General features: G+C 70.7%; 18 protein-coding genes. 4 read left to right on the plus strand and 14 right to left on the minus strand.

What is annotated here, in order from left to right; translation table 11 throughout:
• Positions 1-52: 52 nt before the first annotated feature.
• From hemA to bchF, 14 genes are read right to left on the minus strand one after another with little or no spacing between them, the layout of a single operon-like run.
• Entirely contained in the window at positions 53-1,264 is a 1,212-nt protein-coding gene (gene hemA, locus JMJ56_RS13960; protein WP_202832371.1) for a 5-aminolevulinate synthase, read from the minus strand.
• A gap of 30 nt (positions 1,265-1,294) precedes the next feature.
• The gene (gene puhE / locus JMJ56_RS13965; protein ID WP_202832372.1) at positions 1,295-2,119 is read right to left on the minus strand and encodes a putative photosynthetic complex assembly protein PuhE; all 825 of its coding nucleotides are present in this window, start codon (positions 2,117-2,119) and stop codon (positions 1,295-1,297) included.
• Positions 2,120-2,125: 6 nt separating this feature from the next.
• The gene (acsF, locus tag JMJ56_RS13970) at positions 2,126-3,199 is read right to left on the minus strand and encodes a magnesium-protoporphyrin IX monomethyl ester (oxidative) cyclase (protein ID WP_202832373.1); all 1,074 of its coding nucleotides are present in this window, start codon (positions 3,197-3,199) and stop codon (positions 2,126-2,128) included.
• Positions 3,196-3,507 (minus strand): hypothetical protein, encoded by a 312-nt coding sequence (locus JMJ56_RS13975; RefSeq protein ID WP_202832374.1) that lies wholly within the window; start codon positions 3,505-3,507, stop codon positions 3,196-3,198. Before JMJ56_RS13975 ends, acsF begins: the two co-directional genes overlap by 4 nt.
• On the minus strand, positions 3,504-3,962 hold the full coding sequence (gene puhC / locus JMJ56_RS13980) for a photosynthetic complex assembly protein PuhC (protein WP_202832375.1): 459 nt from the start codon (positions 3,960-3,962) through the stop codon (positions 3,504-3,506). Before puhC ends, JMJ56_RS13975 begins: the two co-directional genes overlap by 4 nt.
• An 11-nt stretch (positions 3,963-3,973) precedes the next feature.
• Positions 3,974-4,624, minus strand: coding sequence for a photosynthetic complex putative assembly protein PuhB (puhB, locus tag JMJ56_RS13985; protein ID WP_202832376.1), 651 nt, complete (start codon positions 4,622-4,624; stop codon positions 3,974-3,976).
• Between the two features lie 11 nt (positions 4,625-4,635).
• Complete coding sequence (puhA, locus tag JMJ56_RS13990; protein WP_202832377.1) at positions 4,636-5,412, minus strand: photosynthetic reaction center subunit H; 777 nt, start codon at positions 5,410-5,412, stop codon at positions 4,636-4,638.
• A 15-nt stretch (positions 5,413-5,427) separates the two neighbouring features.
• The gene (locus JMJ56_RS13995; RefSeq protein WP_202832378.1) at positions 5,428-6,840 is read right to left on the minus strand and encodes a BCD family MFS transporter; all 1,413 of its coding nucleotides are present in this window, start codon (positions 6,838-6,840) and stop codon (positions 5,428-5,430) included.
• The gene (gene bchM, locus JMJ56_RS14000; protein WP_202832379.1) at positions 6,837-7,532 is read right to left on the minus strand and encodes a magnesium protoporphyrin IX methyltransferase; all 696 of its coding nucleotides are present in this window, start codon (positions 7,530-7,532) and stop codon (positions 6,837-6,839) included. The genes JMJ56_RS13995 and bchM overlap by 4 nt, the downstream gene beginning before the upstream one ends.
• A complete protein-coding gene (gene bchL, locus JMJ56_RS14005) occupies positions 7,532-8,449 on the minus strand; it encodes a ferredoxin:protochlorophyllide reductase (ATP-dependent) iron-sulfur ATP-binding protein (RefSeq protein ID WP_407927908.1) in 918 nt (305 codons plus the stop codon). The genes bchM and bchL overlap by 1 nt, the downstream gene beginning before the upstream one ends.
• A complete protein-coding gene (locus tag JMJ56_RS14010) occupies positions 8,446-12,048 on the minus strand; it encodes a magnesium chelatase subunit H (RefSeq protein WP_202832380.1) in 3,603 nt (1,200 codons plus the stop codon). Before JMJ56_RS14010 ends, bchL begins: the two co-directional genes overlap by 4 nt.
• On the minus strand, positions 12,023-13,543 hold the full coding sequence (bchB, locus tag JMJ56_RS14015; RefSeq protein WP_202832381.1) for a ferredoxin:protochlorophyllide reductase (ATP-dependent) subunit B: 1,521 nt from the start codon (positions 13,541-13,543) through the stop codon (positions 12,023-12,025). Before bchB ends, JMJ56_RS14010 begins: the two co-directional genes overlap by 26 nt.
• 4 nt (positions 13,544-13,547) lie before the next feature.
• Positions 13,548-14,825, minus strand: coding sequence for a ferredoxin:protochlorophyllide reductase (ATP-dependent) subunit N (locus JMJ56_RS14020; protein WP_202832382.1), 1,278 nt, complete (start codon positions 14,823-14,825; stop codon positions 13,548-13,550).
• Entirely contained in the window at positions 14,822-15,316 is a 495-nt protein-coding gene (gene bchF / locus JMJ56_RS14025) for a 2-vinyl bacteriochlorophyllide hydratase (protein WP_456318789.1), read from the minus strand. The genes JMJ56_RS14020 and bchF overlap by 4 nt, the downstream gene beginning before the upstream one ends.
• Before the next feature lie 538 nt (positions 15,317-15,854).
• Between bchF and JMJ56_RS14030 the strand changes: the two genes are divergently transcribed.
• The 4 genes from JMJ56_RS14030 (at position 15,855) to JMJ56_RS14045 (ending at position 20,219) form a co-directional block, all read left to right on the plus strand.
• Positions 15,855-16,526 (plus strand): cobalamin B12-binding domain-containing protein, encoded by a 672-nt coding sequence (locus JMJ56_RS14030; protein ID WP_202832384.1) that lies wholly within the window; start codon positions 15,855-15,857, stop codon positions 16,524-16,526.
• A gap of 66 nt (positions 16,527-16,592) precedes the next feature.
• Positions 16,593-18,023: a transcriptional regulator PpsR gene (gene ppsR / locus JMJ56_RS14035; RefSeq protein WP_202832385.1), complete on the plus strand. Its 1,431-nt coding sequence runs from the start codon at positions 16,593-16,595 to the stop codon at positions 18,021-18,023.
• Between the two features lie 4 nt (positions 18,024-18,027).
• Positions 18,028-18,927, plus strand: coding sequence for a chlorophyll synthase ChlG (chlG, locus tag JMJ56_RS14040; protein WP_202832386.1), 900 nt, complete (start codon positions 18,028-18,030; stop codon positions 18,925-18,927).
• The gene (locus JMJ56_RS14045; RefSeq protein ID WP_328702379.1) at positions 18,924-20,219 is read left to right on the plus strand and encodes a BCD family MFS transporter; all 1,296 of its coding nucleotides are present in this window, start codon (positions 18,924-18,926) and stop codon (positions 20,217-20,219) included. Before chlG ends, JMJ56_RS14045 begins: the two co-directional genes overlap by 4 nt.
• Positions 20,220-20,237 lie beyond the last annotated feature (18 nt).

Below are 20,237 nucleotides of genomic sequence, written 5' to 3' on the forward strand. Positions count from 1 at the left end.
TTCAGATTTGCCAAGCGCAGCAAGGAGGGAATTCGTTCCATGAGAATGATTCTCAAGCCGCGCGCTGGAGGCTGAACTGCGACCAGATCTCGGACAGTGCCGAGACGAGATGGTCGATATCCGCCGCGCTGTGCAACGGGCCGGGGGTGAAGCGCAGCCGCTCCGTGCCGCGCGGCACCGTCGGGTAGTTGATCGGCTGGACGTAGATTCCGTAGTGGTCCAGCAACAGGTCGCTAATCTGCTTGCAGACCACCGGGTCGCGCACCATCACCGGGACGATGTGGCTCGGGTTCTCCAGATGCGGCACGCCGGCGGCGTCGAGCTTGGCGCGGAGTTGCGAGGCGTTCGCATGCAGCAGGTCGCGCTCGACGCTGCTCTCCTTGAGATGGCGGATGCTGGCGATGACACCGGCTGCCGCCGCGGGCGGCATGGAGGTGGTGAAGATGAAGCCCGAGGCGTAGGAGCGGACGAAGTCGCACATCGCGGCGGAGCCGGCGATGTAGCCGCCGACGACGCCGAAGGCCTTGGCCAGCGTGCCCTCGATGACGGTGAGGCGATGGGCGACGCCGTCGCGCTCGGTGACGCCCCCTCCCCGCTTGCCGTAGAGGCCGACGGCATGGACCTCGTCGATATAGGTCATCGCGCCGTATTCCTCGGCGATGTCGCAGAGCTCGGCGATGGGGGCGATGTCGCCGTCCATCGAGTAGACGCTCTCGAAGGCGACGAGCTTCGGCGTCTCCGGGTCGAGTTCGGTGAGGATGCGGCGGAGGTCGGCCGGGTCGTTATGGGCGAAGACGCGGCGCTCGGCGCGGCTGTGGCGGATGCCCTCGATCATCGAGGCGTGGTTCAGCTCGTCGGAGACGATGACGCAGCCGGGCATGCGCGAGGCGAGCGTCGAGAGCGTCGCCCAGTTCGACATGTAGCCGCTGTTGAAGAGCAGCGCGGCCTCCGTGCCGTGGAGGTCGGCGAGCTCCTGCTCGAGCATGACGTGGTAGTGGTTGGTGCCGGCGATGTTGCGCGTGCCGCCGGCGCCGGCGCCGCACTTGTCGAGCGCCTCATGCATCGCGGCGAGCACCTTCGGGTGCTGGCCCATGCCGAGATAGTCGTTGGAACACCAGACCGTCACCTGCTGCTGGCCGCGCGGGCGGTGGTGCGTCGCGTAGGGGAAGGCGCCGGCCTGGCGTTCGAGGTCGGCGAAGACGCGGTAGCGGCCTTCGCGGTGGAGGGCGCCGATCTGCTTCCGGAAGAACGCCTCGTAGTTCATCGTCCCCTCTCCCTTTCAGGGCTTATGGCTTCAGGCGGCGGGGCGCAGCACGCGCAGGTGCTGAGGCTCCGCCTCCACCACGGCCGGTGCGGCCGGGCGGCGTGACTTCATGCTCCAGTTCCAGAGGGCTTCCGCCGGGATGGGGAGTACCAGGAACCAGTGTTCGAGAATGGCGAGCGCGGTCAGCACGCCGAGGAAGGTGAAGCCGGCAGCCTCGAAGTCGCTGGCCCCGCCGGCCAGGGCACGGTGGAAGAACCAGGCGCAGAGCAGCGTGCCGCCGGTGACGGAGAGCGGGAAGAGCAGGTTCATCGGCTTGCGGGCGAAGAAGCTGCCGAGATAGGCAAGGTGCGGCGGCAAGAACTGCTCGTTGAGGTTCCGCACGCCGAGAAAGACGTTCAGCTTGGCACTCTGCCGCATGCCCCAGAGCAGCAGGAAGGTCCAGGCGCCGATCTGGTTCGGCTGGCCCCAAGTCAGCGCCAGGACCGCGACGGCGCCGGCGACGATCGCCAGCTCATGGTGGAGGATGGTGAGCACGGCGAGGCGGAAGCGCGGCCAGCCGGTGCAGCCCGGTGGGCAGGGCGCACGGCGGGGCCCGGTGGCGAAGCCCATGAGGAAGGCCATCTCCTGCCAAGCCCAGGCGAGCAGGCCGCAGGAGAAGGCGCAGTAGGCGCCGAGGGGCGAGGCGTCCGCGCTACTGGCGGCCAGGCCCCAGAGGGCGGCGCCGAGCATCGCGGTCGCGCCCAGCATGCTGCGCCGATAGGTCCGCGCCGGCAGCCCGTCCAGCCAGATGATCGCCCCGGTGCTGAACCACCAGACGAACAGCGCATAGAGGGCGGGCAGACCATAATCGGCCATGGGGCGCTACCAGGCAGGCGCCATGCGGATCTGCGCCGGCAGCGCCGCATGCTTGCCCGGGAGGAGGTAGAGGCGGGCGAAGGTGGCGGCCGCCGCGACGCCGAGGCCGGCGCGGTGCAGCCTGCCGACGAGGCCGCCGCGGGCCTTGGCCGCCGTCATCTTCTGCGTGATGCGGAAGAGACGGTCGAAGCCGCGGCGCATGGCCGGGTGGTCGGTATCGAGCGTCACCGGGAAGACCTGCTTGCAGATCTCGGTGCAGGTGTCGAAGACCTGGTAGTCGTAGTCGGACGGCGTCATGCCGAGGGCCTTGTGGAACTCCGGCCGAGCGTGGTCGCGCACATACATCGTCGCATAGACGGCAAGCTGGAAGAACTTAACCCAGAGCTTATTGCGGCCTTCGAGAAGCTTCGGGTTGGCGCGCATCAGCAGGGCGAAGGCCTCGCCGTGGCGGAACTCGTCGTTGCACCACTTCTCGAACCACAGAAAGATCGGGTGGAAGCGCAGCTCCGGATGCCGCTCGAACTGGCGGAAGATGGTGATGTAGCGGGCATAGCCGATCTTCTCGCTGAGGTAGGTGGCATAGAAGATGAACTTCGGCTGGAAGTAGTGGTACTTCTTCGCCTTGGTGAGGAAGCCGAGGTCGACGCCGATGCCGATGTCCTTCAGCGCGTCGTTGATGAAGCCAGCATGGCGCGCCTCGTCGCGGCTCATCACGCCGAAGAGGTCGCGCATGTCGGGGTTCTTCACCCGCTTGCGGATCTCGGCATAAAGCACGCAACCCGAGAATTCGGCGGTGACGGAGCTGACGAGGAACTCGACCAGCTCCTTCTGCAGGAGCTCGGGCAGCGCATCGAGCCTGAACTCGTCGAAGGCCTCGGTGCGGACGAAATGGCCCTTGTTGGGGTCGGCGTGGAATTCGGCCATCAGCGCGTCCCATTCGGCGCGCAGGCTGCCGACATCGATGCGGTCCATGGCGTCGAAGTCGGTGGTGTAGAAGCGCGGGCTGAGGACGGTGTCGGTCGTCGCCTCGCGGGTGACGGCGTTGACCGGCCGGCGCGGTGCGGGAGTTACGGCGTTCATGGCGCTTCCTTGGGCTCGAAGCCGCAATGGTAGAGTTCGGTCAGCTCCAGGATGGCGGAGGCCTCGGTCCAGGCGCGCTCCAGCCAGCCCGCGCGGATGACGGTGGCGCGGGCCTCGAAGCGCATCGTAGCACCTGGGGCGACATGGTTGGGCAGGCCATGGACGAGGACGCGGTCGCCGGGGCGGAGCTGCACGCCTTCAGGAATGGCATGGGCGTGCAGACTGTCGAAGGTCTGCTCGATATCGATGGTGCAGGGCACCTCGAAGCGGCGACCGCCGGTGAGGCGGGATAGCAGGCCGAGGCTCATGGCAGGGCCCTCCCCGCGGTCAGCAGCCGGGCGAAGGCTTCCATGTTCGTTGGGCCGAAGGCCTCGAGGCCGATGCTGGCGCCGGTTGCCGGGTCTTCCAGCGTCAGCCTGCCATCGGGCCAGGCTGCGAGGCGGAAGGGCGCGCGGCCGGCGATCTCCTCGCGGCGGCGGTCGCGCACCAGGGCGCGCAGCGCGCCGCGGACGAAGCCGTTGGTGCCGGGCTCCAGCACGGCGATGTCGCGGCCGGCTTCCGCGTCGCGGACGAGGATGGCGCCGTCGGCGCGGTCCTCGAAGCCGAGGCTGCGGGTGAGCGTCGGCGTCTCGTTTCGTGGCGCGGTGGTGCCGGCGCCAGCCATGCGTCCGAGGCCGGTGGCGACGAGGACCGTGAGGATGAGCAGGCCGGCGCCGATCAGCGGCCCGCGCGGCACCGGCATGTCGTGGGAATGGCTGCGCATCTTCCCTCTCCTCAGGCCGCGGCCGTCTGCGGGCCGGTTGTGGCCCCGGCGGAAGTGGCGGAGGCGACCGGACGGACCGGCATCGCCGCCGCCGCGGCCAGGGCCCGCGACAGGATCTGCGCCACCGCTTCCACATCCGGGATCGCGCGCAGCGCAGGCTCGGGACGAGCGTAGCGCCACGGACGGACATGCGGCCAGAAGAAGATGTAGGAAATGCGTTGGCGCGGCGCGATCGTCAGCGTCAGGTCGCCGCTGCCATCGGCATGGCGACGAAGCGCCGCGGCCTCGATGGCGGCGAAGGGGATGTTCACCGTCATCGACAGCGCGATGCCGATACGGAAGACGATGCGCCTGCTGGTGATGGTGTAGGCGCTGGTGCGCGCCACCAGCACGGCGAGCAGCAGGATCAGTGCCAGCGCCACCAGGGCGAAGGGCAGGAACCAGGCGGCATCGCGCAGCGCGACCGGCAGGCTCGCACCATCCATCAGCGAGGCGGTGCAGCGGGCGCCGAGCAGCAGCGCGAAATAGAGGGCGAGGCCGCGGAGATGCAGGCCGCGCCGGGCATAAAGGCGCCAGTCGGGCGCACCCTGCCAAAGGATCGCTTCATTGGCCGGGGGGCGCTCAGGCAGGCCCCAGACCGGCTCCAGCTCATGTTCCTGCATGGCGGCCTCCTTCAGATGAGCGGGCCGAGGCGTTGCGGCGTGGCGTACATGTGGCCGCCGGCGAAGTAGCCGCTGATGCGGTCTTCCTCGCGCAGCGTAATGGTGTCGGCATCCTTCAGCATCGGCGCCTCGACGAACTGGTTCGCCAGGACCGAGACGACCTTGACGATGCGGCGCTTCGCATCCACGCGGGCGAGCGCCATGGGGAAGACCACGCGGCGGGCACCGGAGGAGCCTTCGGCATCGGCCTCAAGGTAGCGCACCACGGTCTCGGAGCGGTCCACCCAGCAATCCATCACCGTGCCGGCGATGCGGCCATCGGCGGTGACGACCTGATAGCCGCGCGGGTCCGGGTCCTGCGCGGCGAGGTAGTAGCCGGTGGCGGCGCGCAGCGGGACGATCTTCGGCAACTGCTCGTCGAAGGTCACGTCCGGCACTTCGGCGCGGAGGGCATAGGAAGCGGGGCCGACGCCGTCCTGCATCGGGTCACCGAGGGGCTGCATCGGCGCGCCGGGCCAGGGAGCAGTCGGGATCAGGATTCCATCGAGGTTCCGCTCCTGCGGGCGCGGGATCCGGTGGCCCTCATGCGCGAGCTTCAGGGCCTTCGGAGCCGGGATCGGCGGGAAGCCCTGCACCTGGACATGGGGCGAACGCTCGTTCTCCAGCGGGTAGCCTTCGCGCTTGTCCTCCTGGCGGAGGTAGAGGATGAGGCCGGCGAAGAAGAGCCAGAAGGCGTAGAGCGCGACCTGCGCGACATCGATATAGCTGGTGATGGCACCGGTTTGCATGACGGCGTTCCTCCGCTAGCTCGGGGACCCGGCGAGGCCGAGCGTGGGTGTGGGCCGCGGCCGGACGACGCTGACGAGCGGGCCGATCACGGCAATGGTGGCGAAGAGCAAGACGATCTCGAGCAGGTAGACCGCGCCGTAGCCGGTGGCGGCGACGGTGAGCGTCGTGCCGAGGCCGCCATGCATGGCGAATTCCGAGACGAGATCGCGCAGCACGCCGCCGATGGCGACGGCGCCGCCGGCGCAACTCGCCTGCACCGCACCCCAGGCGCCGAGCGCGAGGCCGGCCTGGCCGCTGCGCGCGAGGTCCATACAGGCCGTCAGCGTGCCGACGGTGAAGAGGCCGCTGCCGAGGCCGATCGCCACCGTGCCGAGGCCGAAGGCGACGGCGCTATCGAGGGGCGCCGCGAAGATGACGGCGGCGAAGCCCGTGGCGCCGACGAGCGCGCCGAAGCCGGCGATACGGTGCGGGTCCGCGCCACGGCCGAGGCCGCGCGCGGCCATGGCGAAGCCGGCGATGCCGCCGCCGGCGAAGAGCGCGGTCAGCGTCGTCGTCGCGGCGACGGACAGGCCGAGGATCTGGCCGCCATAGGGCTCGAGCAGGATGTCCTGCATGCTGAAGGCGGCGGAGCCGAGGCCGATGGCGGCCAGCCGCCGGGTCCAGCGCCCCTCCCCGCGCAGGCGCCGCCAGCTCTCGACGAAGCCGGGCTGGGGGCGGCTCACGCGGGTGCGGTTCGGGTCGCGCGGCTCCTGCTTCCAAAGTGCTACGCAGTTCAGCACCATGGTGAGCAGCGCCGCGCCCTGGATCACTTGGATCAGCCGGATCTGGCTGAAATGCTGCAGCAGCGCACCGAAGCCGAGGGCGCTCACCATCATGCCGAGCAGCAGCATGAGCGAGAGCAGGGCGACGACGCGCGGCTGGGACTCGGGCGGGGCGAGGTCGGTGGCGAGCGCCAGGCCCACCGTCTGCGTCGTGTGCAGGCCGGCGCCGACGAGGAGGAAGGCCATCGCCGCGCCGATATGGGCGACGATCGGCGGCGCGTTGCTGTCGCCCGAGAGCAGGATCAGGGCGAAGGGCATGATCGCCAAGCCGCCGAATTGCAGCAGCGTGCCCATCCAGATGTAGGGAACGCGGCGCCAGCCGAGCGCCGAGCGGTGGTTGTCGGAGCGGTGGCCGACCAGCGCGCGGAAGGGGGCGAAGAGCAGCGGCAGGGAGACCATCGTCGCCACCAGCCAGGCGGAGACGCCGAGCTCGACGATCATCACCCGGTTCAGCGTGCCGATCAGCAGCACGGAGCCCATGCCGACCGAGACCTGGAAGAGCGAGAGGCGCAGCAGGCGGCCGAGGGGCAGTTCGGCTGAGGCGGCATCGGCGAAGGGGAGGAATTCGGGGCCGATTCTCGTCCAAGCCCGTGCGATGCGGCTCATCTGCGGCGCACCTCCAGGGCCTGGGAGATGTAGAAGCCGGCGGCGATGCGGCGGCTGCGGGCGGGCTGCCAGCCGGGGAGGCCGGCGGCTACGAGGCGCGCGAGGCGGCGCTCTGCGACCGGCTCGATGGCGGGCGAGCGGTCGCCGCGCGGGAAGAACTGGCCCGCGGCGTGCATCGCCGCCAGCAGCGGGGTGCGCGGGGCGAAGGTCAGCAGCATCGAGTGGCGGGTGCGGGCGGCGAGGCCGGCGAGCACCGCCACGACATCGGGTGCCCGGTAGTGGATCAGGCTGTCCATGGCGACCACGTGGTCGAACTCGCCGAGCGCTGGGTCCTGCATGTCGCCGGTGAGGAACTCGACATGGCCGGCGCCGGTGTTGCCGGCGGCGCGCTCGGCGGCGAGCGCCACCAGGGTTGGCGAGAGGTCGATGGCGGTGACATGGGCGCCGCGGCGGGCGGCCTCGACGGCGAGCGCGCCGGTGCCGCAGCCGGCGTCCAGCAGGCGGCGGCCGGTGAGGTCGGCCGGGAGGTAGGACAGCAGCGTGGCACGCATGGAGTCGCGGCCGACGCGGACGGTGGCGCGGACGCGGCCGACCGGGGCGGTGGAGGTGAGGCGCGTCCAGGCCTCGACGGCGGTGCGGTCGAAATAGGTCTCAAGCTCGCCGCGGCGGGCGGCGTAGGTGCTGCTCGGCATCAGTCGAATCCCAGCAGGTCGAAGATGTCGCGGTCCTTCATGGGCGAGGCGCTGAGCGCAGCCGTCCCGGCCCAGAGGTTGGCGGCGAGGCGGAGGTACTCCTCCTGCACCGCCTCCAGCTCCGGCGTCGGGTCCATCTCGAAGAGGGTGGACTTCTTCAGGCGGGAGCGGCGGATGACGTCGAGGTCGGGGAAATGGGCCAGCGTCTGCATCCCCGTCACGGCGTTGAACTTGTCGATCTGGTCGGTTGCCGCGCTGCGGTTGACGATGACGCCGCCGAGCCGGACGTCGTAGTTCTTCGACTTCGCCTTGATGGCGGCGACGATGCGGTTCATGGCGAAGATGCTGTCGAAGTCGTTGGCGGCGACGATGATGCCGCGGTCGGCATGCTGGAGGGGCGCCGCGAAGCCGCCGCAGACCACGTCGCCGAGCACGTCGAAGATCACCACGTCGGTGTCTTCCAGCAGGCGGTGCTCCTTCAGCAGCTTCACCGTCTGGCCGACGACATAGCCGCCGCAGCCGGTGCCGGCGGGCGGGCCGCCGGCCTCGACGCACATGACGCCGTTGTAGCCCTCGAAGACGAAATCCTCGGGGCGCAGCTCCTCCGAGTGGAAGTCGACCGTCTCGAGCACGTCGATCACCGTGGGGATCAGGCTTTTGGTCAGGGTGAAGGTGCTGTCGTGCTTCGGGTCACAGCCGATCTGGAGGACGCGCTTGCCGAGCTTCGAGAAGGCGACCGAGAGGTTGGAGCTGGTGGTGCTCTTGCCGATGCCGCCCTTGCCGTAGACGGAGAAGACCTTGGCGCTGCCGATGGTCATGTTCGGGTCCAGATGGACCTGCACGCTGCCGTCCCCGTCCATCCGGGCGGGCACCACCGGGCGCCGGTGGAGGGCGGCATGCGGCGTCTCGATTCTCATGCGGCCATCTCCACGGTGATGCCTTCGAGCCGGTCCTCCAGCTCCTCCCCCGCCTGGCGCAGGGCGTCGAGCACGCCCTGGTCGGGCGACCAGTAGCGGCGCTCATGCGCTTCCAGCAGGCGGTTCGCGATCTTCGCCGAGGCGGTCGGGTTCAGCGCGGCCAGGCGTTCGCGCATGGCGGCGTCGAGCACGAAGGTCTCGGTGAGCTGCTGGTAGACCCAGGGGTCGACCTCGCCGGTCGTCGCCGACCAGCCGAGGGTGTTCGTCACCTGCGCCTCGATCTGGCGGACGCCCTCATAGCCATGGGAGAGCAGCGCCTCGTACCATTTCGGGTTGAGAGCGCGGGTGCGGGTCTCGAGCGCGACCTGCTCGGAGAGGGTGCGGACGGCGCCGTCGCCGCGGGTCTGGTCGCCGATATAGATCGAGGCGCTGCTGCCGCGGGCGCGCTTCACCGCGCGGCTGATGCCGCCGAGCGTGTCGAAGTAGTGGTCGACGGTGGTGACGCCGAGCTCGACGGAATCGAGGTTCTGGTAGGTGACCTCGACGCTGGCGAGGACATGGGCGAGGACGGCGGCATGGCGCACCGGCTTGCCGTTGACGCCATAGGCGAAGCCCTTGCGGCGCTCATAGGCGTCGGCCAGCTCGTCTTCGTCGGTCCAGGCGCCGTTGCCGACGAGCTGGTTGACGTTGGCGCCATAGGCCCCGTCGGCGTTGCCGAAGACGCGGAGCGCGGCTTCCGCCATCGACCCGCCATGCGCGGCCTGGAAGGCGAGTGCGTGCTTGCGGATGAAGTTGCGCGAGGGGGCCTCCTCGGCCTCGGCGGCGAGGAGCGCGGCTTCGGCGAGCAGGCGGGTCTGCAGGGGCAGCAGGTCGCGGAAGATGCCGGAGAGGGTGACGACGACATCGATGCGCGGGCGGCCGAGCGTCTCCAACGGCAGGAGCTGGGCGCCGCAGAGGCGGCCGTAGCTGTCGAAGCGCGGGGCGGCGCCCATCAGCCATAGGGCCTGGGCGATGGGGCCGCCCTCGGTCTTTAGGTTGTCGGTGCCCCAGAGGACGAGGGCGACGGTCTCCGGCAGCGCGTTGCCATCCGCCGCGTGGCGGGCGAGCAGGCGGTCGGCCTGGCGGGCGCCGTCCTGCACGGCGAAGGCGCTCGGGATGCGGAAGGGGTCGAAGCCGTGCAGGTTGCGGCCGGTGGGCAACACCTCCGTCGTGCGCAGCAGGTCGCCGCCGGGGGCGGGGTGGAGGTAGCCGGCATCGAGCGCGTGCAGGAGGGCGGGAATTTCGTGGTCCTCGGCGAGCAGGGCGTCGAGATGGGCGCGGCGCTCGGGCTCCGTCACGCCGGCGGCGTCGAGCATGGCGGCGCGGTCGGTGGCGTTGGGCGGCTCGCCGATGACGTGCAGGCCGTAGGGGATCAGCGTCTCCTCCAGCGCCAGCAGCTCGCGGCCGAGGGCGAGGATGGTTCCGTCCGCGTCGTCCCAGGCGGGCTCGGCGGCGGCGAGGTCGACGGCGGCGGCCTGGGCCTGGATCAGCGTGGCCAGCGCCGCCTGCTGCTCCGGGTCGCTGCCGGGCTCGAGCGCGCGCCAGCGGTCGATGGAGGCCTTCAGGTCCAGCAGGCCGCGATAGAGGCCGGCATGGGCGACGGGCGGGCTCAGGTAGCTGATCAGCGCGGCGCCGGCGCGGCGCTTGGCGATGGTGCCCTCGGAGGGGTTGTTGCTGGCGTAGAAGTAGAAGTTGGGCAGGTCGCCGATCAGCCGGTCGGGCCAGCATTCGCCGGACATGCCGGCCTGCTTGCCGGGCATGAATTCCAGCGCGCCATGGGTGCCGAAATGCAGCACCGCGTGGGCGGCGAAATCCTCGCGGATCCACCGGTAGAAGGTGCTGAAGGCGTGGGTCGGGGCGAAGCCGTGCTCGAAGAGCAGGCGCATCGGGTCGCCCTCGTAGCCGAAGGCGGGCTGGATGCCGATGAAGACGTTGCCGAGCTGGAGGCCGAGCACGAGGATGCCGGCGCCGTCGGTCTGCAGCTTGCCCGGCGCCGGGCCCCATTGCGCCTCGATCTCGGGCAGGTAGGCCTCGCGGCGAAGGATGTCGTCGGTCGGGACGCGCAGCGCGACATTGGCATCCGTGCCGTAGCGGGCGCGGTTGCCGTCGAGGATCATGCCGCGGAGCTCGTCCACCGTGGCCGGGACGTCGAGCGTGTAGCCGGCGTCGCGCAGGCCGACCAGCGTGTGGTGGAGCGAGGCGAAGACGCCGAGATAGGCGGCGGTGCCGGTGGCGCCGCTGTTCGGCGGGAAGTTGAAGAGGATGATGGCGAGTTTGCGGGCCGCGCGCTCGGCCCGGCGAAGCTCGACGAGCCTAGCGATGCGGGCGGCGAGCATAGCGGCGCGCTCGGGATGGGCGGCCATCTCATGCGCGCTCTCGCCGTCGGAGGTGCCGGTGCGGCCGCCGAAGGTCATCGGCCAGATGCCGCCGTCGAGCTCGGGGAGGGCGACCATCATCGTCGCCTCGACCGGCAGCAGGCCGCGGGCATCGGCCTGCCATTGCTCCATCGTCTGGAATTCGAGCGGGTGGGCGGCGATGTAGGGGATGTCGAGCTGGGCGAGGATCGCCTCGGCGGCGCGGGCGTCGTTGTAGGCGGGACCGCCGACAAGCGAGAAGCCGGTGAGCGAGACCAGCGCGTCGATGCAGGCAACGCCGTCCTTCAGGAAGTAGCGCTCGATGGCCGGGCGCGAGTCGAGGCCGCTGGCGAAGGCGGGGATGACGCGGAGGCCGCGCGCCTCGAGCGCTGCAATGACGCCGGCATAATGGGCGGCGTTGTTGGCGAGGACGTAGGAGCGGAGGATCAGTAGGCCGGCAGTGCCGGCGCTGCCCGCGGCGGGCAGGTCCTCGACCCGCTCGGTGATGCGGGCAGCGACGCGGGGGTGGAAGAGGCCGACCTCCGGGTATTCGATCGGCGGGGCGGCGGGCTGCAGGCGTCCCTGCGGCTGCTGGCGGGGCCCCGTCGCGTAGCGGCCGACCAGCAGGCGGATCATGTTCGCCAGGTTCTCTTCCGAGCCGGCCAGCCAGTATTGCAGGGCGAGGAAGTAGGCGCGCACGTCCTGCGCGGTGCCGGGGACGAAGCGCAGCAGCCGCGGCAGCTGCCGCAGCATCTTCATCTGATCGCGGCCGCTGCTCTGGCCGCCGGGCTTGCGGTTGCCGCGCAGGCGCTTGAGCATGCCCATCACGCCCGTCGCCTCCGCATCCATGCGGAAGCGGCCGATGCGGGTGAGGCGCATCACCTCGCCGGCGGAGAGCAGACCGAGCATCGCGTCGCAGCTCTCGCGCCGCGCGGCGAGAGCGGGGAGGACGGCCCGGATATGGTCCTCGAGGAAGAGCATGGAGGCGACGACGATGTCACCGCGGGCGATGTCGGCATGGCAGGCGGCGAGCGCCACCTCGTCCGAGCCCCATTGATCGGCGGCGTGGACGACCAGCGACAGGCCGGGGAGCTCGCGCCGCAGCGCCGTCACCGCATGCATCACCGCGCCGGACAAATGGCTGTCCATGGTGACGACCACCACGCGGATCGGCACGGCGCTAACGGCTGAAATGGGCTTTGGCATCGTAGAGCGCCTCGATGGTGATTGTGCCGATGCCGTGTTCGGTGGCGTAGCGCTCCGTGTTCCTGCGGGCCTTGCCGCGGACGAAGAAGGGGATCTTGCCGAGTTCGCGCTCTGCCTCGGCGGCCCAGGTGAGGGTCGCCGGGGGCGTCGGCGCGGCGGTGGCCGTGGCGGCGGCCGCGCCGAGATGGGAGGGGGCGGCCTCGCCGTGGAACTCGAAGTCCTCGCGGAACATGCCGAGGAGGTGCTCCTCGAGGCCCATCATCAGCGGATGGACCCATGTGTCGAAGAGGACGTTGGCGCCCTCGAAGCCCATCTGCGGCGAATAGCGCGCGGGGTAGTCCTGCACATGGACGGGGGCGGAGATGACGGCGCAGGGGATGCCGAGGCGTTTGGCCGTGTGGCGCTCCATCTGGGTGCCGAGGATCAGCTCGGGCTGGGCGGCCTGGATGGCGGCCTCGACTGCGAGGTAGTCGTCGGAGATGGTCGCCTCGATGCCATGGGCCTTGGCCGCGTCGCGCAGCTCGCGGGCCTGCTCGCGGGCGTAGCTGCCGAGGCCGACCAGGGTGAAGCCGAGTTCCTCGGTCGCCATGCGGGCGGCGGCCAGCGCATGGGTGGCGTCGCCGAAGACGAAGACGCGCTTGCCGGTCAGGTAGTTCGAGTCGACGGAGCGCGAGTACCAGGCGGAGCGTGCGGTCTCGGCGGCGAGGATGGGGGCGGCATCGAGTCCCGCGAGGCCTGCGACCTCGGCGATGAACTCGCGCGTGGCGCCGAGGCCGATGGGGATGGTCTTCGTCGCCGGCTGCGCATGGGCGCGGGTGAGCCAGGCGGCGGCGGGGCCGGCGATCTCGGGGTAGAGGACGATGTTGAAGTCGGCTTCGCCGAGGCGGGCGAGGTCGGCCGGCGTCGCGCCGAGCGGGGCGGTGACGTTGATGGCGACGCCCATGCGGGTGAGGAGATCGGTGATCTCGCGCAGGTCGTCGCGGTGGCGGAATCCGAGGGCGGTCGGGCCGAGGATGTTGCAGCTCGGCGTGCGGCCCTCGGCGCGCGGCGCGGGCGGGGCGCAGAGGCCGCGGACCAGGCGGTAGAAGGTCTCGGCGGCGCCCCAATTCTCCTTCTTCTGGTAGCTCGGCAGCTCCAGCGCGACGACGGGGATGGGCAGGCCGAGGGCGCGGGCGAGGCCGCCCGGGTCGTCCTGAATCAGCTCCGCCGTGCAGGAGGCGCCGACGATCATCGCCTGGGGCTGGAAGCGCTCGAAGGCCTCGCGGGCGGCGGTCTTGAACAGCTCGGCCGTGTCGCCGCCGAGGTCGCGCGCCTGGAAGGTGGTGTAGGTGACGGGCGGGCGGTCGCCGCGCCGCTCGATCATGGTGAAGAGCAGGTCGGCATAGGTGTCGCCCTGCGGCGCGTGCAGCACGTAGTGCAGGCCCAGCATGGCGGTGGCGACGCGCATCGCGCCGATATGCGGGGGACCTTCGTAGGTCCAGACGGCGAGCTGCATGGCGCTACACCATCAACCGCGTGCGGCGGTCGAGCGGCCGGGCGAAGAGCGCAGCGAGGTCGCCGGCTTGGTCGTAGCCCTGGATCGGGGTGAAGACCAGCTCGATGGACCACTTGGTGGTGAAGCCCTCCGCCTCCAGCGGATTGGCGAGGCCGAGGCCGCAGACGACGATGTCGGGCCGCGCGGCGCGGCAGCGGTCGAGCTGGCGGTCGACATCGCCGCCCTCGCTCAGCATCGCATCGGCGGCCAGCAGGGCCAGCTCCTCGGCGAGGTGCTGGCGGTGCAGGTACGGCGTGCCGATCTCGACCGGCTGCATGTCCAGCTCGCGTGACAGGAAGCGGGCGAGCGGGATCTCGAGCTGGCTGTCGGGGAAGAAGGTGATGCGGCGGCCCGCGAGCAGCGGGCGGTGGCGGGCGATGGCGGTGCGGGCGCGCTGCTCGCCGGCCGTTGTCACCTCGCGGAAGCGGGCGGCGGGGATGCCCCAGGCCTCGGCGGCGGCACGGAGCCAGGCGGTGGTGCCCTCGGCGCCGAGCGGAAAGGGCGCGGCGAGGCGGCGGGCCCCGCGGTCCTCGAGCAGCCGCGCCGTCTCGGCGAGGAAGGGCTGGGCGAGGAGGAAGCGGGTGCCGGGACCCACGCCGGGCAGGTCGGCGGCGCGGCGGGGCGGCAGGAAGGCGACGGGGCCGATGCCGAGGGCCGCGAAGAGGCGGCGCATCTGGTCCTCGACCACCTCGGCCAGCGCGCCGACGACGAGGAGGCCGGGCGCGGGATCGGCGCGCATCTCCGGGACGAGGGCGGCGAGGCAGGCATCCTCGCCCTGGGTGAAGGTCGTCTCGATGCCGCTGCCGGAGTAGTTCAGCACGCGCACGCCGGGGGCATGCGTCGCGTTCAGCCGCTGCGCGGCGCGCGAGAGGTCGAGCTTGATGACCTCCGACGGGCAGGAGCCGACGAGGAAGAGCAGGCGGATGTCGGGGCGGCGGGCGAGGAGCTGGGCGACGACGCGGTCGAGCTCCTCGTTCGCATCCGTCATGCCGGCAAGGTCGCGCTCCTCCATGATGGCGGTGGCGAAGCGCGGCTCGGCGAAGATCATGACGCCGGCGGCGGACTGCATGAGATGGGCGCAGGTGCGCGAGCCGACGACGAGGAAGAAGGCATCCTGGATCTTGCGGTGCAGCCAGATGATGCCGGTGAGGCCGCAGAAGACCTCGCGCTGGCCACGCTCCCGCAGGACCGGCGCCTCGGTGCAGCCGGCATCCGGGGCGCGGGCGAGCGCGGCGGCGCTCACTTGGAATAGCCCAGTGCGGTCGGCCAGGCGGCTTCGTCGCGGCGGGCGGCGCGGAGCTTAAGGAGGAATTGCGCGGCGTTGATGACATAGGAGGCGTAGGCCGCGAGCGCCAGCAGCATCAGGTCGTGCGTGTCGCCGATGCCGGCGGCGAGCGCCACGAGATAGGCGGTGTGCAGCGCGAGGACGAGCATGCTGAACACGTCCTCCCAGAAGAAGGCGCGGGCGAAGAGGTAGCGGCCGAAGACGACCTTCTCCCAGATCGAGCCGGTGACCATGATGGCGTAGAGCACCGCGGTCTTCGCCAGGATGGAGAGGGTGGTGGCCTGATAGCCCTCGCCGGTCGCCAGGTAGTTCAGCACCAGGCCGAGGCTGACGAGGAAGACGCCGAACTGCACAGGGGCGAGGACGCCCTGCACCATGGTCCAGCCGGTGGCGTCGCGGCGGCGGCGCTCATCCTCCGTGTAGAGGGGCAGGCGACGCGTGCGGGCCACCTGCCGACCGGATGCCGTGCCCCAGGGGCAGGCATCGATGGAATCGATGAGTCGAGTCACAACGCCGATTGTAAACATTGCTTGACAACCCTCTGCTCAGAAGGTCCGCTGAGGAACCGGTGCGAAGGCGATGCCATCGGAGGCGTTGCTTGGTACGGAAATACCTGCATCACCTGCTCGCATCGTTCTTGTACCGGCTGCCCTCCCGTTGCGTGACGCTCAGTGATGGAAGGCTAGGGCTGCCGGCTTCAGAGTGTCAAGCTCGATTGACGTAAAGACAGATTGACATTCATCCGGGCCGGAGCCGATAGTTTTCGGCGGGAGACAACCAATGGCCGCCATGGGACAAACCGCCGGCTCTACCTTGCGCCGGAACCTGTCTAAGGCCCTGGCGGAAGCCGGTGCAGACCCGGCCCCGCGCCCCCCCCTCGTCGAATCGCAACGTCCGGGTCATTCTCCCCGCTTCGGCGACGCGCTGGCGGCCGAGGTGATTCCCCGCCTCCGCCTTGCCCATGCCGTCCAGTCGAGGAGTCTCGCCTTGGCCGACACGGCACCCATCGATGCGCTTGGCGCCATGCTGCTGCAGCATGACTTCGCCTCCGCGGTGGCCTATGTCGAGGCGACGCACCGGTCGGGCATGGCGGTCGAGGACGTCTACCTGGACCTGCTGGCGCCGACCGCCCGGCTGCTCGGGCAGTTCTGGGCCGATGACGTGTGCGACTTCGCCACGGTGACCCTAGGGCTCGGGCAGCTCCGCCGCATCCGGGAAAGCCTCGTTTCGCATCTCGTCGAGGGGGCGCAGCCGCTGCGCGCGGCCGGGCACAGCGTGCTGCTCGTGCCGGTGCCGGGCGAGCAGCATGTCTTCGGCCTCGAAATGGTGGCGGACTTCTTCCGCCGCGCCGGGTGGCAGGCGCAATCCGTGCCGATCCGATCGATCAGCGACCTGACCGGCATGCTGCGGCGTGTGCACGTGGACATCCTTGGCCTGACACTGGGAGGGACGCAGCGGATGGACCTGTTGGCAGCGACTATCCGCAAGGCAAGGCAGGCCTCGCGCAACCGTGGCATGGCGGTGATGGTGGGGGGGCCGGCCTTCGTCGGCCATCCCGAATATGCAGCCCTCGTCGGGGCCGACGCCACAGCAGCGGATGCGAGGGAAGCGCCGATCCAGGCGGCGCGGCTGCTGCGCTTGTTGGTGGAGCGGGCCTGAGGCAAGGTCTGGCCAAAACTTCCAGGGAGGAAGCGTCCCCTTATCGAATGAAGGAATCTCTCGCCCGTGAAGGCGTTTAAGGCCCCGAAGACATCGCTGGGCAATCTCGATGCGGAAGCCGCCGCAATCCTGATCACCGCCGCGGCGGATATCGCCCTCATCATCGATGAGCATGGCGTCATCCGAGACGTCGCCTTCAACAGCGAGGACCTCGCCGCGGAGATGGAGGGCGAGGAGAGCTGGCTCGGCCGGCCCTGGCTCGACACCGTGGCGGAGGACAGCCGGCCGAAGGTGGAGGCCATGCTGAAGGATGTGGCCGACCGCGCCCTGCCGCGCTGGCGGCACATCAACCAGGGTGCCGGCAGGGACGGCTCGGTGCCGATCCTTTTCTCGACCGTGCGGGTCGGCGAAGGCGGACGGGTTGTTGCCTTCGGGCGGGACCTCAGGCCCCTCTCCTTGCTGCAGCAGCGGCTGGTCGAGGCGCAGCAGTCGATCGACCGCGACTATGCGCGGCTGCGCCATGCCGAGACGCGCTACCGCATGCTGTTCCAGCTCTGGACCGAGCCGGTGCTGATTCTCGACGCGGCGACGCTCGCGGTGCTCGAGGCCAACCGCGCGGCGGACCAGCTGCTCGGCCGCGGCGGCAAGCGGGGCACGGTACGTATCTTCCTCGACGTCTTCGCAGAGCGCGCGCGGGAGCGCATCCAGCTGATGCTGGCCGGGATGCGGGCGACGGGCCGCGCGGAGGATGTGCAAGCCGTGCTGCAGGAGGATGGGCGGGACGTGCTGGTCTCCGCCACGCCTTTCCGGCAGGAGAATGCGAGCCTGGTGCTGGTGCGGCTGACCTATCCGCAGGGCGAGGCCGGGGCGGTGGTGCTGCCGCGCGCCAAGTCGAAGATGCTGCGGCTGGTCGAAAGCGTGCCGGATGCCTTCGTCGTCACCGAGCAGGACGGCCGCATCGTCACCGCCAATGCGGCCTTCATCGAGATGGCGCAGCTCGGCGCCGAGGAGCAGGCGGTGGGGCAGCCGCTGGAGCGCTGGCTCGGCCAGCCGGGCGTCGAGATGGAGGTGCTGACCGCCAATCTCCGCCAGCGCGGGCCGGTGCGGCTCTTCGCCACGACGCTGCGGGGCGAGTATGGCGCGACGGTCGATGTGGAGATCTCCGCCGTCACGGTGATGAACGGCACGGGGCCCTGCTTCGGCTTCGCCATCCGTGACATCGGCACCCGAGTGACGGCGCCGGGGCGGGCGGCGGGGCGGGCGCCGAGATCCGTCGAGCAGCTGACCGAGCTGATCGGGCAGGTGCCGCTGAAGGACCTGGTGCGCGAGGCGACCGACGTGATCGAGCGGCTCTGCATCGAGGCGGCGCTCGAGCTGACGGGCGACAACCGTGCCTCGGCTGCCGAGATGCTCGGGCTCAGCCGGCAGAGCCTCTATGTGAAGCTCCGGCGCTACGGGCTCGGCGACCTGCCGGCCGAGAACGACGGAATGGGATGACCGCATGAGCGACCGTGCCCTCCGCTTCGACCCCGCCGCCTGCCTCGAGTTGCTGAAGCCGATCACCTGGTTCGCGCCGATGTGGGCCTTCTCCTGCGGCGTGGTGTCGTCGGGCGTGGGAGGCGCGGGGCGCTGGCATGTGATCGCGGCGGGGCTGCTGCTGACCGGGCCGCTGGTCTGCGGCACGAGCCAGGCGATCAACGACTGGTTCGACCGGCATGTCGATGCGATCAACGAGCCGGGGCGGCCAATCCCTTCGGGGCGCATCCCCGGGCGATGGGGACTCTATATCGCCATCCTCTGGACGCTGGTCTCGCTCGCCGTGGCCACGGTGCTCGGGGTGTGGGGGTTCGCGGCGACGGTGCTGGGGCTGGCGCTGGCCTGGGCCTACAGCGCGCCGCCACTGCGGCTGAAGGCGAATGGCTGGTGGGGCAATGCGGCCTGCGGCGCCTGCTACGAGGGGCTGCCCTGGATCACCGGCGCGGCGGTGCTCGGGGCGGCGGCACCGGATGGGCGGGTGCTCGCCATCGCCGCGCTCTACAGCATCGGCGCACATGGGATCATGACGCTGAACGACTTCAAGTCGGTCGAGGGCGATGCCCGCATGGGCGTCGGCTCCCTCCCCGTGAAGCTCGGTGTGGAGCCGGCGGCGCAGCTGGCCTGCGTGGTGATGGCGGTGCCGCAGGTGGTCGTGGTCGCGCTGCTGTTGAGCTGGGGGAGCGCCTGGCAGGCGGGGGCCATCGGCCTGCTGCTCGCGGTGCAGCTCTGGCTGATGCAGAAGCTGCTGGCCGATCCGCGCGGCAAGGCGCCCTGGTACAACGGCACGGGCACGACGCTCTATGTGCTCGGGATGCTCTTCGCGGCCTTCGCAATCCGTTCCCCCTTGGGGCCGGTGCTGCCGTGATCGGCTGGCTCGGCATCCTGCGCCTCGGGCTGGTGCAGACCTCGCTCGGGGCGGTCGTCGTGCTGACGACCTCGGCGATCAACCGGGTGATGGTGGTGGAGCTGGGGCTGCCGGCGACCATCCCCGGCCTGCTCGTCGCTCTGCATTACGCGGTGCAGCTGATGCGGCCGGCGATGGGGTATGGGTCGGATGCCGGTGGCAGGCGGACGCCATGGATCATCGGCGGCGTCGGGGTGCTGGCGCTGGGCGGCATCGGCGCGGCGCTGGCGACGGGGCTGATGGCGGAGTGGCGCGTGGCCGGGCTGGCGTTGGCAGCCGCGTCCTTCGTGATGATCGGGCTCGGCGTGGGCGCGGCGGGGACGTCGCTGCTGGCGCTGCTGGCCACGAGGGTGGCGCCGGCACGGCGGGCGCCGGCGGCGACCATCGTCTGGCTGATGATGATCTTCGGCTTCATCGTGACGACGGCAGTGGCGGGGCGGTTCCTCGATCCCTTCTCGCCGGCACGGCTGCTGGCGGTGGCGGCGGTGGTCTCGGGCCTCGCCCTGTTGGTGACGGTGCTGGCGGTCTGGGGAATGGAGCCCAAGGCACTCCGCACAGAACCCGACACCGCGCCGCGGGCCGGGTTTCGGGCGGCACTTGCGGAAATCTGGGATGAGCGGCAGGCGCGGCAGTTCACCGTCTTCGTCTTCGTCTCGATGCTCGCCTACAGCGCGCAGGACCTGATCCTCGAACCCTTCGGGGGCGTCGTCTTCGGCCTCTCGCTCGGGGAGACGACGAAGCTGGCCTCGCTGCAGCATGGCGGGGTCTTCGGCGGGATGATCCTGGTGGCGGTGCTCGGCGGGCGGTTCGGTTCGCTGAAGGGCTGGACGGTGGCAGGATGCGCTGCCTCGGCGGTGGCGCTGTTCGGGCTGGCTGGAGCCGGTGCGGTGGGGCCGGGCTGGCCGCTCGGTGCGTCCTATGTGGCGCTCGGGGTGGCCAACGGCGCCTTCGCGGCGGCGGCGATCGCCACGATGATGCAGCTCGCCGGCCAGGGGCGCGGCGGGCGCGAGGGGATGCGCATGGGTCTCTGGGGCGCGGCGCAGGCCATCGCCTTCGGGCTCGGCGGGCTGGCGGGGGCGGGGGCGAGCGACCTGGCGCGCAGCCTCATCGCCTCGGCGCCCATCGCCTACGGCACGGTGTTCTGCGGCGAGGCGGCGCTCTTCCTCGTCTCGGGCGTGCTGGCGGCGAGGATCGGCCGTGCGGCGGCGCCGGGGCTTCGCCTCGGCGGGCTCGCCGCGTCGCGCAACGGATAAGAATCGGGAGGAACGACC

This window comes from Belnapia arida, from assembly GCF_016773205.1.
GTDB lineage: Bacteria > Pseudomonadota > Alphaproteobacteria > Acetobacterales > Acetobacteraceae > Belnapia > Belnapia arida.

Bases quoted from the DNA above. Each gene is read 5' to 3' on its own strand.
- bchL (WP_407927908.1), bottom strand. From the start codon at position 8,449: ATGAGAATCGAGACGCCGCATGCCGCCCTCCACCGGCGCCCGGTGGTG.
- JMJ56_RS13995 (WP_202832378.1), bottom strand. From the start codon at position 6,840: ATGAGCCGCATCGCACGGGCTTGGACGAGAATCGGCCCCGAATTCCTC.
- JMJ56_RS13975 (WP_202832374.1), bottom strand. From the start codon at position 3,507: ATGAGCCTCGGCCTGCTATCCCGCCTCACCGGCGGTCGCCGCTTCGAG.
- JMJ56_RS14010 (WP_202832380.1), bottom strand. From the start codon at position 12,048: ATGCCAAAGCCCATTTCAGCCGTTAGCGCCGTGCCGATCCGCGTGGTG.
- puhB (WP_202832376.1), bottom strand. From the start codon at position 4,624: ATGCAGGAACATGAGCTGGAGCCGGTCTGGGGCCTGCCTGAGCGCCCC.
- puhA (WP_202832377.1), bottom strand. From the start codon at position 5,412: ATGCAAACCGGTGCCATCACCAGCTATATCGATGTCGCGCAGGTCGCG.
- chlG (WP_202832386.1), top strand. From the start codon at position 18,028: ATGAGCGACCGTGCCCTCCGCTTCGACCCCGCCGCCTGCCTCGAGTTG.
- bchM (WP_202832379.1), bottom strand. From the start codon at position 7,532: ATGCCGAGCAGCACCTACGCCGCCCGCCGCGGCGAGCTTGAGACCTAT.
- puhC (WP_202832375.1), bottom strand. From the start codon at position 3,962: ATGCGCAGCCATTCCCACGACATGCCGGTGCCGCGCGGGCCGCTGATC.
- hemA (WP_202832371.1), bottom strand. From the start codon at position 1,264: ATGAACTACGAGGCGTTCTTCCGGAAGCAGATCGGCGCCCTCCACCGC.
- acsF (WP_202832373.1), bottom strand. From the start codon at position 3,199: ATGAACGCCGTAACTCCCGCACCGCGCCGGCCGGTCAACGCCGTCACC.
- bchB (WP_202832381.1), bottom strand. From the start codon at position 13,543: ATGCAGCTCGCCGTCTGGACCTACGAAGGTCCCCCGCATATCGGCGCG.
- puhE (WP_202832372.1), bottom strand. From the start codon at position 2,119: ATGGCCGATTATGGTCTGCCCGCCCTCTATGCGCTGTTCGTCTGGTGG.